The sequence below is a fragment of the Brevibacterium oceani genome, assembly GCF_017948325.1.
Lineage (GTDB): Bacteria > Actinomycetota > Actinomycetes > Actinomycetales > Brevibacteriaceae > Brevibacterium > Brevibacterium oceani.
In genome coordinates this window covers 1200884-1216551 of sequence record NZ_CP072846.1, presented here as the reverse complement: position 1 = coordinate 1216551, position 15668 = coordinate 1200884, and the positions used below count along the sequence as shown (strand labels likewise).

The window sequence follows — 15668 nt, the reverse complement described above, 5'->3', positions numbered from 1 at the left end:
GGTTCAGCTTCCCAGTCCGAGCGCGGTCTGGATGACCCCGGTGACGAGTTCCTTGATCGGTTCGGATTTGAGGATCACGACGAGCAGGGCTGCGAATCCGCAGGCGGCAAGCGTGGTGATCGCGTATTCGGCGGTGGTCGCTCCGGTGTCGTCTCCCCAGAACTCGTCGATGCCGAGATTCTCAGGGGCCGATTCGATCGGCTCGTCCGATAGGTCGGCGATCTCCGGGGGCGGTGACGTGGTGCTCATGTTCTCCTCCTTGGCTGCGGATCCGCTCGCGCTCTGCAAGCGGACCTTCAGCCTGGGAGGCAGGAGGCGGGGCTGTCCAGGGTCGGAGTTGAGCCTGTGGATACCGTTTCGTCGTCCACAGGCAGATCACGTTCGAGTCGCGGCGGTGTCCACAGTCATCGGCGTGTGAGTGACCGCCTGATCGGCGGGTTCGGTCCGAAGCCGACGGATGGTGCGGCTGCCGAGGCCGGCCGTTGCCGCGGCCGCTGAGCCCGACTCCTGGGCGGCTCAGGTGTTTCCGGCCCAGTCATCTCGGAGAATGGCCATGATCACCTCGTCGTGGCGGCGTCCGTTGAAGAACACGGCCTCGCGTCGACGTCCTTCCTCGACGAATCCGGCCTTCGTGTATGAGGCGATTCCGCGGGTGTTGAACGCCCACGTCTGCAGCTCGATGCGGTTGAGTCCCAACTGGAGGAACCCGTACTTCACAGCCAACCGCACCGCATCGGAGCCGTACCCGCGACCGTGGAACTCCGGACCCAGGACGATCGCCAGGGTCGCGGACTGGTTGATCGGATTGCGTCCGTAGAGGGTGACGTGACCGACGAACTCCTCGGTCTCGATCAGTTCGATGCTCAAGCCCACGGCCTCGCTCGAGGTGTTCGCGCTCCACTGGGAGAACTGTTCGGAGACCCCGCCTTCGGGCCGCGGCAGAATCGTGTGGTTCTGCAGGACGACGATCGAGGGATCGAACCACCACTGTTCGAGGTAGGGCAGGTCCTCCTCACGCAGAGGACGCAGTCGCACGGTTCGGCCGACGAAGAGGTTTTCGGCGTAGTCTTCGGCCTGTTCGACATCGGACAGCTGATTGAAGGGTGTTACCTGTGCCATACGCCGACCCTACCGGCCGAATCTGAAAACCGGTTCAATACCACCGCCGTGCAGGGCTCGGAGGAAGCGTGCAGGGCTCGGAAGAACCAGTCAGGGCCCAGAAGCATCGGTCAGGGTTCAGAGGAAGACCGCAGTGAGATCCGAGAGAAGGGAGATGACGACGGGCACGACCGACAGCAGCAGGAACGCCGGCAGGATGCACACGCCCAGGGGCAGCACCAGCCTCACTCCGAGTGCCGCGGCGGCCTCCTGACGTCGTCTGCGGGAGGAGTCACGCAGCTCCTTGGCCACGGATTCGATGAGCGGTGCGGGGCCGACTCCGGTGTGTTCGGAGAACTCGAAGACTTCGAGCACGGGCAGCAGCCGGTCGTCCTCGGCGAGCTTCTTCCCACCGATCGTCATCGCCCGTCCGATGCGCTGCAGACCAGAGCGGTCTCCCGTGGCGTCGGCCGTCAGCGTCAGTGCCACAGGGATCGGCAGTCCCGAGGTCAGGCAGATCGCCACAAGGTCGAGATCGAAGGCCAGCTGATCATCGGCCACGGCCGCAGGAGTGCCGGCGCGAACAGCTCCAGATTCGTCCCTACCGGCATCCTCGCGGGTTCCGACGTCACCGGCACCGCCACCGCGGCGAGCCCTGTCCCCAGCACCGGCACCACTCCCGCTCGCGCCCGCACCGCTGCCGATTCTCCCAGCACCGAGCAGGCCCTGCAGTCGACCGCCGGTCGAGCTCGACCACAGCAGCACTGCGAGGGCGACGAGGATGCCGATGAGCACGGGTCCCATGACGCTCACCGCTGTGCCCGCAGCATCATGGTCCGCATCCACCATCGACCGAGCACGTAGAGGACGATTCCTCCGCCGATGCTCAGCTGACCGGGCAGACCGGAGACCAATTCGACCGGTCTGACGCCGATGAGCAGTCCCAGGCCGATGCCGATGAGCGGCAGCCAGCTGAGCACCCGCACTGTCGATTTCGGCCCGGCCATGGCGATCTGACGTTCCCGCTCCGCATCCAGGGCATCGCGTTGGGCGGCGGCATACCGCAGAATCATCTCGGCCGCCGGCGCCCCGGAACGTTCGGAGACCGTCCACACCGCAGCCATGCCGGCGAGCACCTCGGCGGCGGGTGCCGGCAGTCCGACGCTGCGGGTGGCAATCGCCCGGCCGGGCTCCTCGCCCAGCGAGATGGCCCGCGATATCGGTGACAGGGCATCGTTCTGCCGACTCAAGGTCGCCATCACCGCCTGCGGGGTCATCCCGACCTTGAGCAGGTGGGCGCAGTTCTCGACCGCGGCGATCGCCCACAGTCTCTCGCTCTGCGCGTCCTCGACACTGCCGCCTCGGCGCAGGAGTCGAAGAGGGGACCATCGAGGAGATTCCTCGCGGCCGCTTCGGCGAAGGAGTTCGCGCAGACGGGCGCCCGGGTCCGGTAGGGCGGTGAGGATGACCCCGACGGCCACGAGGACGGCGGTGAGAACGATCATCCGGCGGACTTCTGTTCGAGCACGGCTTCGAACCGGGCCAGGGCACGACGGTTGACGGTGCCCGGCGACGACGGAGAAGGTCTGCCCCACACGGGTTCCATCACCACCCCATCGGTGCTCGTCCGCGTCGGAATCGCCAGTTCGGTGACCCCACGGTCGGACCCTGACCTGCGCAGATGGACGACGAGATCGATGGCGGTGGAGAACTGCGAATACACCGCCTCGGGGCTCATGTGCGCCAGCGCACCCAGGGCGGCCACACGGCTGGGCACAGCATCGGCGGTGTTCGCGTGGATCGTCGCGCACCCGCCCTCGTGGCCGGTGTTGAGCGCGGTGAGCATGTCCCTGACCTCGGCCCCGCGGCACTCCCCGACGACGAGGCGGTCCGGGCGCATCCGCAGGGCATTGCGGACGAGATCGGTCAGGGTCACCTCGCCGCCGCCTTCGACATTGGCCTGGCGGGCGGCGAGCTGGACGACGTGGGGATGGGCGACGATGAGCTCACGGGAGTCCTCGACGATGACGATGCGCTGGATGTCCTCGACGAGGGTGAGCAGGGCACCGAGGAGGACCGTCTTCCCCGTGCCCGTGCCGCCAGAGATGAGGATGTTCGCCCGTGCGGTGACCGCCTCGGCGATGAGCGGGCTGATCTCGTCAGGGATGAAGCCGTCGGCGCAGAGCACCGCGAAGGGGAACCCGGAGCGTTTGGGCACGCGGAAGGAGATCGTCGTGGTCTCGCCGGAGATCGGCGGGACGATCGCGTTCATCCGCACCCCGTCGGGCAGACGCACATCGACATAGGGACTCGAATCGTCGAGGCGGCGCCCACCGAGCGCGGCCAGCCGCACCGCCAGGGACCGCACCTCGTCCTCGGAACCGAGCGAGAGGTCGAGCAGACGGGGACCGTCGCCGGTGTCGGCGAAGATCTCCCGCGGTCCGTTGACGAACACGTCGGTGGTGCCGGGGACCTCGAGCACGGACTGCAGGGGCCCGGCCCCGGACAGCTGCGCGGAGAGGCGGGTGACCAATTCGAGCAGGGCGGCCGACCCGAGGACCCGGCCGGTGCGTTGGACCGCCTCGGCGACGGCAGCGGTGGTCACCGGTCCCGGTTTGTCGAGCAGGGTCTTGCGGACGTCGGCGACGAGGGAGGCGTCGAGCCATTCGCTCATTCCACCCACTCCCCCAGCAGACGGTCGACGAGGCGGCCGAGGTGGGCGCCTCCGGGGATGCCCTCCCCACGGTCGACGGCGGCGGACAGGCCGCGGTCGTCGCGGATGCTTCCGGCCAGGCTCAGCCCGATGGAGTCGGCGAGGAGTTCGGCGTCGAGTCCGCCGGCCCCGGTCTCGCGGACGACGAGGCGGACATCCGGGTGGGCTTGGGAAAGGCGTTTGGCGACCTGGGAGGCGGCGACGGCCGATCGTACCCTGGCCGGGGAGACGAGCAGCACGTGGTGGCAGCGCCGCGTCCATTGAGGTGGGGCGTGGCGGGGCAGGTCGACGATGACGAGGTCGAAGGCCTGACCGGCGGCGGCGAGGAAGTCGTCGAAGACGTCCGGGTCGAGGTCGACGGTGTCGTCGCGTCCCCAGGACAGGAGGGCGAGCCCGTCGTGGCGGGGCAGGGCATCGGCCAGGGTCGACGGGCGCAGCTGACCGCGGGAGGCGCTGAGGTCGGTCCACCGGGGCCCGGGCACCTGTTCGGCTCCGAGGACGAGGTCGAGTCCGCCGCCCAAGGGGTCGGCGTCGACGAGGACGGCGCTGCTGTCGGCGGCGGCCCGGCGGGCGAGCGCGCAGGCCAGCACCGAGGCTCCGGCCCCGCCGCATCCGGCGACGACGCCGACCGTGGTTCCCGGGGCGACCGGGGGTTCGATGGCGGCGATCATCCGCCCGCTCAGCCATTCGGCCGCCGCCGGCAGCACGGCGAGCTGATCGACGCCGAGGTGGCTCGCCTTCGCCCAGGTCGAGCCGGGTTCGTCGCCGTCGAGGACGACGAGGATCCGGTCGGCTCGGTCCGTGGCGGGGGCTTCCTTCACATCCTCGCCGAGGAGGATGAGGGAGGCCGACTGCCAGCCTCCGGAGTCGGGCGGCAGGACGGTGAGGGTGACGCCGATGCTTTCGGCGACGCGGGCGCATTCTTCGGTGATTGCGCCGAGGTCGGTGATGAGGGCTACCTGCATGGCATGAAGCCTGTCGGCGGCTGGGTGTGCCGGGCCAGGTCGGAGTCGGTGCCTGTGGACGAGGACAACGAAGGGGCGCCTCCTGTGAGTTCGAGTCACAGGAGACGCCCCTTCGGCGCGTTGCGGACCTTCGGCCCTGGTCAGCGACGGTGTCGGTCGCTGCGGCTCAGCTGGTGTGAGCCGGCTGAGGGCCGTTCGGTGCGAGCTGCGTCCACAGCTGAGGCGTCCGAGTCGGCCCCGGCACGATCAGCCGCGCTGGATACCGTCGATGTTGCGCAGAACGCCTTCGCGGCCGTCGGTGTCACGGACCTTGAACCAGGAACCGTTGTCCTCGAGACTGAGGTACCAGTCGCCGGGATAGATCGTGAACACCGGCATCCCGGTTGTCGGGTCGACGGCCTCGCGCGGTTCGGGCACCGCGAACCAGAACGCCTGGATGATGGTGCGTCCACCGTCCTGGTTGTTCGGGTTGTTCGAGTTGTTCTGGACAGCGTCGGTTCGGCCCTGACCGCCGACGGCGGGGCCCTGTCCGGCATCGGCCGGAACGGGCTCGTTGTCGATGGCCGTCTGCGCCACAGTGTCCTCATCCGAGGAGCCCGACACCGCAGGCGCCTGGTTCTCGGTTTCGGGCCGGTCGGTCCCGGGCCGGTCGTTCTCGGGCCGGTCGTTCTCGGTTTCGGGCCGGTTGCGGTAGTTGGCGACGGGAACGTACTGTGTCGGTTCCTCGCTCTCGGGCGCTTCGGTCCTCTCGCCCCGAGACGACGGCTGGTCCCCGGATTCCCCGGCCACGACGTTCTCGCCTGCCGGGCTGCTGACGACCGTCGCCTCTGTGGAGCGGATGTTGGCGTTGTCGCCCGAGGCCTCTGACGAGGTGCCCCCATCCGTTGCCGAGCTCTCATCGGCTGTCGGGCTCTCACCGACTGACGAGTCGTCGGTCTGGCGCTCATCGGAGACGGGCTGCGCCGGGGAGTCGGCCTTCCCTGCCTCGTCGGCCCGTCCTGCCTCGTCGGCCCGCCCTGCCTTGTCGGTCGAGGCCGCCGTCTCGGTGTCCCCACCGCCGATGGCCACTCCCTCGGAGGCAGGTGTGCTCGTGTCCGAGGACTTCGAGTTGACCTTCGAGACGAGGTCGCTGCTTTCAGCGGGCGAGACGACCGTCGGGGTCTCCTCGTCGGCGCGTGATTCCGCTTCCTTCGCCGAGGCGGTGGTGACGGAGTCCGAGCCCGTCGCCGCGTCGGCCGGGGCAGAATCCGAACCCGTGGTCGAGGCCGTTGAGCCGTCGCCCGGGCGTGCCGCAGAATCGGCGGTCTCGTCGGAATCCGATTCGGGGGCGGCGTGGCGTCCGCGGCGGCGTTCGGAGTCCGCATTGGCCGCGGCGGTTCCAGCGGCCACAGCTCCGGCGCCGGCACCGACCACGCCGACGCTCGCGGCGGCTGCCGCGGCACCGGAATCCGAGTCGCTGTGCTCCGAGACCTGCTGGCCGGAATCACCCTGCGGCCGGTCTGCCGCAGTGTGCCCGTCATCCGAGGTGAACTGACTGGCACGAGCGTCGGACTGACCACGACCGGCCCCGACACCGAAGGCCTGAGTCGGTTCGCTCTGCGAGTGCTGCGGAGCCTCCGAATCCCGACGACCGAGGTAGGTCTGCCCATCACCGGTGCTGTGCACAGCACCGTCGGCGGAGTCGTCCGCTGACGTTCCCGCATCGGCCGAATGAGCACCGGCGGCACTCCCGTGCGTGGAGTCGACAGCAGAATCGGCGCCAGAATCAGGGGAACTCTCAGCCGGCGGGGCGAAGGCGTTCGCTGAGCCCACTGGCTCCTGCTGCTGCGGCGGAGCATAGGGGTTCGGCTGCTGTCCCTGCTCGGGAGCACCGAACTGGTTCTGGTTCTGTGGGAACTGATCGGAGCCGGACTGTCCCTGACCGCTGGTGGGGTCCTGCTGACCCGGCTGACCGGGCGCTGCGAACTGTGCCGATCCCGACTGACCGGAACCATCAGGCTGACCGGGCTGACCCGGCTGGCCGAATCCCCCGAATTCGTCCTGACCGGGCTGACCCGGCTGGCCACCCTGACCGGGCTGGCCGAACTGACCAGGCTGAGCCTGCCCTGGCTGTCCGGGCTGCCCCTGACCAAACTGAGCACCCTGAGCGGCACCGGCCGGAGCCGAACCGTACGGGGCGAAGCCGGGAGCTCCGGCGTTGCCGCCGGGGACGTTCGCCACGGGGGCCGGATGCGGGGTGTGCTTCGCGACCGGGCGAGCCTTGGGATGAGTCTCGATGGCCTCGCGACCGTCGAATTCCTTCGCGAAGAAGGGAATCATCGTGAACACGCCGGCGAAGAACGCGATGAGAGCCGCGAAGAACGTCAGGTAGGAGCCCACATGCCAGTAGACGGCCGAGGTGAGCAGGTCGACGAAGACATAGGTGAACGCGATCGCCGAGAGCACCGAGATGAGCTGGTCGAGTCCGAGCGATCCGACCCGCATCCGACCGCTGCCGAGCTTGTTGACCAGCACGGCCGCGACGATGAGCAGAATCGTGAGCACGGCGAAGACGAGTGCGCCCATATCGGCGACGTTCCAGTGCCACAGGGTCGTCGACTCCAACGAGTAGGCGCGGTACGGCACGAACAGAGCGATGAGTGCCAGCAGACCGGCGAACAGCAGGAACAGGTCACGCAGCGTCAGCGGTCCGATGAGGCCCGGCCCCGTCTTCTGCTTGGGCGCGGGCGCTCCGCCGAACTGACCGGGTGCCGAACCGTAGGGTCCGGGTCCCGAGCCGTATTGGGCGGGTCCCGAGCCATACTGAGCAGGTCCGGACCCGTACGGTCCGGGAGCAGACCCGTACTGCGCGGGCCCCGACCCATACGGTCCCGGCGCAGAGGCGTTCTGCCCGGGCGCTGCACCGTAGGGTCCTGGTCCCGATCCGTAACCCCCGGGCGCACCGCCTGGCTGCTGCTGATTCTGACCGGGGTACTGCGGGGGCTGATCCTGCCACGGCTGTGGCCCGGACCCGGTTGGATGCTGCGGCGAACTCATCGCTTACTCCACTCGATCTCGGGGAAAGGTAACAGTACTACTGTGCCTGCGCAGGTGGTTTCCCGACAGGTTCTGACCCCCATCCTTGCAGAACACAGGGCACCTGTGCACTCGTTCGCACATTCTGAACCGTTCGAATCGCCCTGCCTTCACCTCGCCGAGGCGGGTCTCCGTGACCGTGGGGCCCCACCGTCTCCCTGTGACCCATAGCACGTCGATTCCGTTGTGGCTACCCCCGATCACACCGTTCATCCGGTGAAACACAGCGTCTCGTCCCGAGTCTGCGGGTATACAGTTCAAGAGGAATTTTCGATCCACCAAAGAAGTCGGAGGGAAGAATGACTGAGACCAGTGCCGAGCAGACCGAGACCTTTGCTCCACCCGAGCAGTTCGCGGCAGCCGCCAACGTCAAGGCCGACGAATACGAACGCGCCGATGCCGACTACCTCGGCTTCTGGGCCGAGCAGTCGCGTGATCTCGTCGATTGGAACGAGGACTTCGGTGAGGTCCTCGACTGGACGAACCCGCCGTTCGCGAAGTGGTTCGTCGGCGGCAAACTCAATGTCGCGTACAACTGCCTCGACCGCCACGTCGAGGCCGGCAACGGCGACCGCGTTGCGATCAACTTCGAGGGCGAGCCGGGCGATTCCCGCGTCTTCACCTACGCCGAACTCCTCGCCGAGGTGTCGAAGGCGGCCAACACGCTCACCGATCTCGGCGTCAAGGCCGGCGACCGCGTCGCCATCTACCTGCCGATGATCCCCGAGGCGATGATCTCGATGCTCGCCTGCGCCCGCCTCGGCGCCGCCCACTCGGTCGTCTTCGGCGGATTCTCCGCCGACGCGCTGCGCTCGCGCATCATCGATGCCGAGGCACGCGTGGTCATCACCGCTGATGGCAGCTACCGCCGAGGCAAGCCCACCAGCCTCAAACCGGCCGTCGACGAGGCACTGTCGGCCGGTGACACGCCCGTCGACCACGTCATCGTCGTCAACCGCACCGGTCAGGACGTCGAATGGGTCGACGGCCGCGACAAATGGTGGTCCGACACGGTGGACAAAGCCAGCGATCAGCACGAATGCGAGTTCTTCGACTCGGAGAACCCGCTGTTCATCCTCTACACCTCCGGCACGACGGGGAAGCCCAAGGGCATCCTCCACACCACCGGCGGCTACCTCACGCAGGTGCTGTACTCGATGAAGGCCGTCTTCGACGCGAAGCCGGAGACCGATGTCTTCTGGTGCACCGCCGACGTCGGCTGGGTCACCGGACACTCCTATGTCGCCTATGGTCCCCTGGCCGCGGGGATGACGCAGGTCGTCTACGAGGGCACCCCCGACACTCCGCACCAGGGCCGCTGGTGGGAGATCGTCGAGAAGTACAAGGTGACGACCCTCTACGCCGCCCCGACGGCGATCCGCACCTGCATGAAGTGGGGCGAGGAGATCCCGGGCAAGTACGATCTGTCCAGCCTGCGCCTGCTCGGCAGCGTCGGCGAACCGATCAACCCCGAGGCCTGGCGCTGGTACCACCGCGTCATCGGCGGCGAGCGCTGCCCGATCGTCGACACCTGGTGGCAGACGGAGACCGGTGCGCACATGATCGCTCCCCTGCCCGGAGTGATGTCGACGAAGCCCGGTTCCTCGCAGCGCCCGATCCCCGGCATCTCCGTCGATGTCGTCGACGACACCGGGAAGAACCCGGCCGGACCGGAGGGCGGTCTGCTCGTCATCCGTCAGCCCTGGCCGTCGATGCTGCGCGGCATCTGGAAAGATCCGGAGCGTTTCAAGGAGACCTACTGGTCACGGTTCGAGGACACGTACTTCGCCGGTGACGGTGCCCGCCGCGACGAGGACGGAGACATCTGGTTCCTGGGTCGCGTCGACGATGTGATGAACGTGTCCGGCCACCGTCTGTCGACCGCGGAGATCGAGTCCTCCCTCGTCGCCCATTCCAAGGTCGCCGAGGCGGCTGTGGTCGGTGCCGCCGACGAAACCTCCGGTCAGGCGGTCATCGCCTTCGTCATCGTCGTGGGCGGCGTCGAGGACTCCCCGGAGACCGCCGAGGAGCTGCGTCAGCACGTGGGCAAGGACATCGGTCCGATCGCGAAGCCGAAGAAGGTCCACATCGTCACCGATCTGCCGAAGACCCGGTCGGGCAAGATCATGCGTCGACTGCTCAAGGACGTCGCGGAGAACCGAGAGGTCGGCAATACGATGACGCTGGCCGATGCCTCGGTGATGGAGGGCATCGAGAAGTCGGTCGCCGAGTCCTGAGTCGAAGCCCCTCGGCGGCGACACGGTCCGTTCGCTGAGGACGACCCGCCGGTGACGGACGGCTGCAGCGCAGCTGCGCGGTCCGGATCCGGCGGGTTTTCTCAGTTTTCGCCCGGTTCGCCTTTGGCCGCAGGGCGCCTTCAGACTACTCTTTAGTTAGATTGTCCTCTCGTTCTCGATTTAGGAGCACTCATGGCCGAACGGTCGATCAGCGAACTGATCAAAGGCATCAGCGACGATTCCAAAGCGATCGCCGAAGAAGAGATTGCGCTGGCCAAGGCCGAGGCCACTGCCGGAGCCAAGAACCTGGGCATCGGCGCCGGTCTCGCCATCGTCGCCCTCTTCCTGCTCTTCCTCTCCTCCTTCATGGTGATCTTCGCCGGCGCGGCCGCCTTCCACGAGGGCCTCGACTGGCCGTGGTGGGGCAGCTTCCTCATCGTCTTCGGCATCCTCGCCGTCATCGCGATCATCCTCGTCCTCGTCGCCCTGCCGCTGTTCAAGAAGGGCAACCCGGTGCCGGGCACGGCGATCGGCTCGGCGAAGTCGCTGGTCGCTTCGGTCAAGCGCGCGGTCAAGAACCCCTCAGGCCCGAGGTACTGAACACGCTTCGCACCTGAGAGCCACCGCCAGAGAACCCCCGAGACACACAGGAGGCGCCGGACATCACGTCCGGCGCCTCCTTGCGTATTCACTATGCACCGATAAAGAAGCGCAAACTGTGCGAAAGCGTGTACTGGCAGAAGCGTGCCCGCTCAGTCGCCTGTCCGCTCAGAAGTCGATGGCGATGGGAGCCTGCTTGTCCCAGCCCCCCGCCCAGCCGAGGTGGTCGAGGGCGAAGTCGAGGATGCCGGCGGTGAAGCCCCACACCTTGAGCACACCGACGTCGAAGGCCGGGGTCGTGAGCCCCAGATCCGGGCGGGCGAAGGTGCCGCGGTTGGCCGGGGCGACGAGGTCGGCGATGGCCACACGGTAGACGGAATAGGACTCGCGGTGGTCCATCACCTGCACCGCTCCGGGTGTCCTCCAGTAGCCGATCACCGGGGTGACCTCGAACTTCGAGACCGGAATATAGAGCGGGTCCATCTCCCCGAGCACTTCGACGGTGTCCGGGTGGATTCCGGCCTCCTCTTCGGCCTCACGCAGCGCCGCCGCGGACATCGATGCGTCCTCAGGGTCGCGTCCGCCGCCGGGGAAGGCGACCTGGCCGGGGTGGTGCCGCAGCGTCGCCGCGCGTTGGAGGAGGACGATGTCGACGTCGGCGACGCCGAGGTCCGACAGGCGACTGGCCTCGGCCCGTCCGGCATCGGTTCGCGGCGCTCCCCCACGCCCGAAGAGCATGAGCACCGCGGCGTCCCGCGCCTGGTCCTCCGCCGAGTCCTTCTGCCGCCGCAGCCACAGCGGCGAACCGTGTGAGGTCGCGAGCTCCTCGAGCTGGCCCCTCAGCGCTCCGTCCGCGATCGTCGCGGACTCGGGTGGCAGGTCGGGGATCCCGGTGCTCACTTCTCGGCCTCGGGAGCGTCAGCGGTGGTCACGGCCGTCGTGTCGGCGGCGACCGCCTCGGCGGGGGTGGCCAATGGGGCCATTTCGAATCTGAGCATGGCGCGGGCGTTGTCCGGGTCGAGTTCCCCGATCCCGAAGGACGGGCACAGATCCGTCAGCGGGCAGGCTCCGCAGGCTGGCCTGCGGGAGTGGCAGATGCGGCGGCCGTGGAAGATCACCCGATGCGAGAGCAGGGTGAGGTCCTTCTTCGGGAACAGGGCGGCGATGTCGTGTTCGGCCTTGACCGGGTCGGTCTCCTCCGTCCATCCGAACCGGCGGGCCAGCCTGCCCATGTGCGTGTCGACGGTCAGACCAGGGGTGTCGAAGGCGTTGCCGAGGACGACATTCGCGGTTTTGCGACCGACACCGGCGAGCTTGACGAGCTTGTCCATCCGGTCCGGCACGACTCCGTCGTAGTCATCGACGAGTTCGTTCGCGAGCTTGACGATGTTGCGGGCCTTCGCGCGGTAGAAGCCTGTGGAGCGGATGAGCTCCTCGACCTCGATGAGGTTGGCCACGGCCAGGGAATGCGCATCGGGGAAGGCGGCGAAGAGGCCCGGGGTGACGGCGTTGACGCGGATGTCGGTGGTCTGCGCGGACAGGACGGTGGCGATGAGCAGCTGGAACGGGGTGTCGAAGTCGAGTTCGCATTTCGCGTTCGGATACACCTCAGCGAGGATGCGATGGATCTTCCGGGCCCGTCGCGTCCGCCCCAGCGGGGTCTCCTTCGCGAACTTCCGCGCGCTCTTCTCTGCCACCGTCAACACGACTCACCATCCTAATCCGTGCCTCCACAATCCGCAGTGAGGCCGCTCACATCAGGTGGTCAGGTGCCCGGAGGAGTAGAGTGGCGCGGGCTGTGACGTCGGCTCGGCGGTGATGTGAGGGTCGCGGGCAGGGCGGGTTTTCATACTCATGGGCCACACTCCCGCGTCTTTGCTGGTATCGATGCTGTTGACCAGGTAGATTTATGTGTGATTATCACGACAAGGAGGAACCAGTGGATATTGAAGTGGTGCGGGGCGCGACGCTCTTCGCAGGTCTGGACGATGAAGCCACCAGTGCATTGATGAAGTTCATGAACCCGCGGAGTCTCCGTCGGGGAACCGTGCTCTTCCATGAAGGCGATGCCGGCGATGAGCTCTACATCGTCTCCAGCGGCAAGCTCAAGATCGGCCGGGAGTCCTCCGACGGTCGCGAGAACCTGCTTTCCGTGGTCGGCCCCGGCGAGATCATCGGTGAGCTCAGCCTCTTCGATCCGGGCCCACGTTCGACCTCGGTCACCGCTGTCTCTCAGTCCGAGCTGCTCAGCCTCAAGCACGAGGACCTCACCACCTGGCTCCATGAGCGCCCGCAGGCCGCGATGAACCTCCTCAAAGCTCTCGCGCAGCGTCTGCGTCGGACGAATGAGACCGTCGGCGACCTCGTGTTCTCCGATGTGCCCGGACGTGTCGCCAAGGCGCTGCTCGACCTGGCCGCCCGGTTCTCGAAGCCGGCCCCGGACGGTGTCCTCGTCGCCCACGACCTGACCCAGGAAGAGCTCGCGCAGCTCGTCGGCGCCTCCCGTGAGACCGTGAACAAGGCTCTGGCTGACTTCGCCGCCCGCGGCTTCATCCGCCTCGAGGCCCGCTCGGTCGTCATCCTCGACATGGACCGGATGCGCAACCGCGCCCGCTGATCCTCCCGCGGCCCCGACGCCGCACGCGTGACGAACGCCCCAGCCGATCGGCTGGGGCGTTCGTCATGTCCGGGGCGAAAGTGGCGGTGGAGTCCTGGCCGCCACTCGGACGAAGGTGTTTCAGGCGTCGTCGGTCTCTCAGACGTCGTCGGCGGCGGGAAGGGCGTCGAGGTAGGCCAGCTGGGCCTTGACGATCTGCTCGGCGGCCGGTCGCACGCTCGCATCGACGTCGTGGTAGACGATGTCGCACACCTCGGCGGCGGTCGTCGCACCCTGTGTCAGGGCGGCTTTGACCTGTTCGATGCGTTCCAGGCGGTGGGAGCGGTAGTAGTCGATCACCTCGGCGGGGTCATCGATGCGCGGGCCGTGGGCGGGTTCGATGATCGCGAACTCGCCCTCGTCGAGCAGTGTCCTGAGGCGGCCGAGGGAGTCGAGGTAGTCGCGCAGCGACCCTTCGGGGTGGGTGACGATCGTCGTCCCCTCCCCCAGGATCGTGTCGCCGCTGTAGAGGGCTCCGGCGTGGATGAGGCTGATGCTGTCGCTGGTGTGGCCGGGGGTGGCCACGACGCGCAGGACGTCGGCCGGGGAGTCGCCGAAAGCGACCTCGTCCCCGTCGGCCACGGGATCGGTGTGCCGGGCGAAGCGCTCGAGCACGGCATAGACGGGCACCTCGGGGGCCCACTGGTCGATGCTGCCGAGCATCTCCGAATGGTCGGCGTGCTGATGGGTGAGCAAGATCGCGCGCAGATCCCGGTCGGCCACCTCGGCGAGGAAGGCCTCACGATGATCGGCCATCTCCGGGCCGGGATCGATGACGACCGCCGAGGTGTCGTCCTGGCTGGTGAGCACGTACGTGTTGGTTCCGGTCAGGGTCATCGGGCCGGGGTTGTTCGCGCGGATTCTCATGAGTCCTCACTCTCCTCGTCTGTTCGGTCGTCTTCGTCGTCATCGCCGCTGAAGGTCAGGAAGCCGGGGTTCTGGTCGTTGTCGTTCTCACCGACGGCAATCGCCCGGTCGCGCAGCGATCCCTTCCCGTGCGGGTCCTTGCCGGCTTGGATGACGACCTTCCACTCGCCGTCGACGCTGATGACCTCGGGGCGCAGCGGATGGACGTTGCGCACCTGTGCCATGGCTGCTCCGACGGTGGCGACCTCGGCGAGGCTTTCGACGATGAGACGGGCGCTGGCACCGATGCTGTTGGGGTCGCCTCCGGCCTCGGCAAGGATCTGACCGGGGCGTTTCCACCCGCCGGAGGTCTCGTTCGGTGACAGGAAGTCGACCTCCTGTCCGAAGGGTACGGTCGCGATGAAGAAGGTGGTGTCGAAGCGGTGCAGCTGGGTGGGCGTGTTGATCCAGCGCAGCCACGGTTTGCACAGGTCGGGGCGCAGGCGCAGGTCACGGTCACGCAGGATCTGCGACCAGGAGACTTCGTTGGTGAACAGCCGGGATCGGGTGCCTCGCCAATCTGTCTGCGGGGCGGCGACGATCTCACGGTCGACGTCTTCGGCGAGCAGAACGCCGGTGGCGGCGAAGGCGATGCGTGCGGCTGCGGAGAAGTGGTGGAGTGCGCGGGATTTGTTCTCGATGCTCAGTGCCCGTGCGCAGCGGGCGGAGTTCCACCCGGCCAGCGGCAGTTTGCGCACATCACCCGGGCGCAGGCTGGTGGTGGGAAATGCCCACCGGTTGCGGTCCTCGACGCCGCGGGCGTCGAGCTGTCGGGTGATGAAGACTTCAAGACCGTCGACAGCGTCCCTGATCAGCACGATCGCCGAGGTGGGGCGTGGGGCCTCAGGGACGGGCCACCGTCCGTCGGACTGCCACTGGTCGAGCAGCCAGCGCAGTTCCGACGAGACGGGAAGGGTGCGTCCGCTAAGCGGCATCGCCTGCGACCTCGACGACGACCTCGACCTCGACCGGGGTGCCCAGGGGCAGGGTGTTCACGCCGACGGCGCTGCGGGCGTGCTGACCGCGGTCGCCGAAGATCTCGCCGTAGAGTTCGGAGACGCCGTTGATCACGGCCGGCTGCTGGGTGAAGTCATCGGCGGAGTTGACGAAGCCGGTGACCTTGACGACGCGCACGATCTGATCCAGGTCGCCGATGACGCCGGCGATCGCGGCCAGGGCGTTGAGGCCGGCGGTGCGGGCCAGCTGGTAGCCGGTGTCGAGATCGACGTCGGAGCCGATGTGGCCGGTGGCCGGCAGTTTGCCGTCGACGACGGGCAGCTGGCCGGAGGTGTAGACGTAGTCACCGGTGCGCAGTGCGGGAACGTAGGCACCGGCTGGTGCGGCGATCTCTGGCAGTTCGAGGCCGAGTTCGGCGAGGCGGTCAAGGGTTTTCGACATGGTTGCTCTTTCGACGTTGG

15 protein-coding genes are annotated in these 15668 nt (G+C 67.7%); 3 read left to right on the top strand and 12 right to left on the bottom strand.

Annotation, left to right across the window (positions count from 1 at the left end; translation table 11 throughout):
* Positions 1–3: 3 nt before the first annotated feature.
* From J9314_RS05230 to J9314_RS05200, 7 genes are all read right to left on the bottom strand, one after another.
* Positions 4–249 (bottom strand): DUF4244 domain-containing protein, encoded by a 246-nt coding sequence (locus J9314_RS05230; protein ID WP_210604850.1) that lies wholly within the window; start codon positions 247–249, stop codon positions 4–6.
* Between the two features lie 267 nt (positions 250–516).
* Positions 517–1119, bottom strand: coding sequence for a GNAT family N-acetyltransferase (locus J9314_RS05225; RefSeq protein ID WP_181274662.1), 603 nt, complete (start codon positions 1117–1119; stop codon positions 517–519).
* A gap of 117 nt (positions 1120–1236) precedes the next feature.
* Complete coding sequence (locus J9314_RS05220) at positions 1237–1947, bottom strand: type II secretion system F family protein (RefSeq protein WP_246490622.1); 711 nt, start codon at positions 1945–1947, stop codon at positions 1237–1239.
* Positions 1908–2603 (bottom strand): type II secretion system F family protein, encoded by a 696-nt coding sequence (locus tag J9314_RS05215; RefSeq protein ID WP_210604849.1) that lies wholly within the window; start codon positions 2601–2603, stop codon positions 1908–1910. Before J9314_RS05215 ends, J9314_RS05220 begins: the two co-directional genes overlap by 40 nt.
* The gene (locus J9314_RS05210) at positions 2600–3772 is read right to left on the bottom strand and encodes a TadA family conjugal transfer-associated ATPase (protein WP_181274659.1); all 1173 of its coding nucleotides are present in this window, start codon (positions 3770–3772) and stop codon (positions 2600–2602) included. Before J9314_RS05210 ends, J9314_RS05215 begins: the two co-directional genes overlap by 4 nt.
* A complete protein-coding gene (gene ssd, locus J9314_RS05205) occupies positions 3769–4776 on the bottom strand; it encodes a septum site-determining protein Ssd (protein WP_210604848.1) in 1008 nt (335 codons plus the stop codon). Before ssd ends, J9314_RS05210 begins: the two co-directional genes overlap by 4 nt.
* A gap of 246 nt (positions 4777–5022) precedes the next feature.
* Positions 5023–7812, bottom strand: a complete 2790-nt coding sequence (locus J9314_RS05200; RefSeq protein WP_210604847.1) for a hypothetical protein — start codon at positions 7810–7812, stop codon at positions 5023–5025.
* A 338-nt stretch (positions 7813–8150) separates the two neighbouring features.
* On the opposite strand from J9314_RS05200, the gene acs reads away from it, so the two are divergent.
* Together acs and J9314_RS05190 are read left to right on the top strand one after the other, a co-directional pair.
* Entirely contained in the window at positions 8151–10088 is a 1938-nt protein-coding gene (gene acs / locus J9314_RS05195; protein WP_210604846.1) for an acetate--CoA ligase, read from the top strand.
* Between the two features lie 192 nt (positions 10089–10280).
* Positions 10281–10688: a phage holin family protein gene (locus tag J9314_RS05190; protein ID WP_181274655.1), complete on the top strand. Its 408-nt coding sequence runs from the start codon at positions 10281–10283 to the stop codon at positions 10686–10688.
* Between the two features lie 168 nt (positions 10689–10856).
* Here the strand turns inward: J9314_RS05190 and J9314_RS05185 are convergent, their stop codons facing one another.
* Together J9314_RS05185 and nth are read right to left on the bottom strand one after the other, a co-directional pair.
* Positions 10857–11588, bottom strand: a complete 732-nt coding sequence (locus J9314_RS05185) for an NUDIX hydrolase (RefSeq protein WP_210604845.1) — start codon at positions 11586–11588, stop codon at positions 10857–10859.
* Positions 11585–12394, bottom strand: coding sequence for an endonuclease III (nth, locus tag J9314_RS05180; protein WP_425514175.1), 810 nt, complete (start codon positions 12392–12394; stop codon positions 11585–11587). Before nth ends, J9314_RS05185 begins: the two co-directional genes overlap by 4 nt.
* A gap of 233 nt (positions 12395–12627) precedes the next feature.
* On the opposite strand from nth, the gene J9314_RS05175 reads away from it, so the two are divergent.
* The gene (locus J9314_RS05175; protein ID WP_181274653.1) at positions 12628–13305 is read left to right on the top strand and encodes a Crp/Fnr family transcriptional regulator; all 678 of its coding nucleotides are present in this window, start codon (positions 12628–12630) and stop codon (positions 13303–13305) included.
* Between the two features lie 138 nt (positions 13306–13443).
* Here J9314_RS05175 and J9314_RS05170 read toward each other — a convergent pair whose 3' ends face one another.
* From J9314_RS05170 to J9314_RS05160, 3 genes are read right to left on the bottom strand one after another with little or no spacing between them, the layout of a single operon-like run.
* The gene (locus tag J9314_RS05170) at positions 13444–14211 is read right to left on the bottom strand and encodes an MBL fold metallo-hydrolase (RefSeq protein ID WP_210604844.1); all 768 of its coding nucleotides are present in this window, start codon (positions 14209–14211) and stop codon (positions 13444–13446) included.
* Positions 14208–15185: an NUDIX hydrolase gene (locus J9314_RS05165; RefSeq protein WP_210604843.1), complete on the bottom strand. Its 978-nt coding sequence runs from the start codon at positions 15183–15185 to the stop codon at positions 14208–14210. The genes J9314_RS05170 and J9314_RS05165 overlap by 4 nt, the downstream gene beginning before the upstream one ends.
* Positions 15175–15648, bottom strand: coding sequence for a RidA family protein (locus J9314_RS05160; RefSeq protein WP_210604842.1), 474 nt, complete (start codon positions 15646–15648; stop codon positions 15175–15177). Before J9314_RS05160 ends, J9314_RS05165 begins: the two co-directional genes overlap by 11 nt.
* Positions 15649–15668: the final 20 nt, after the last annotated feature.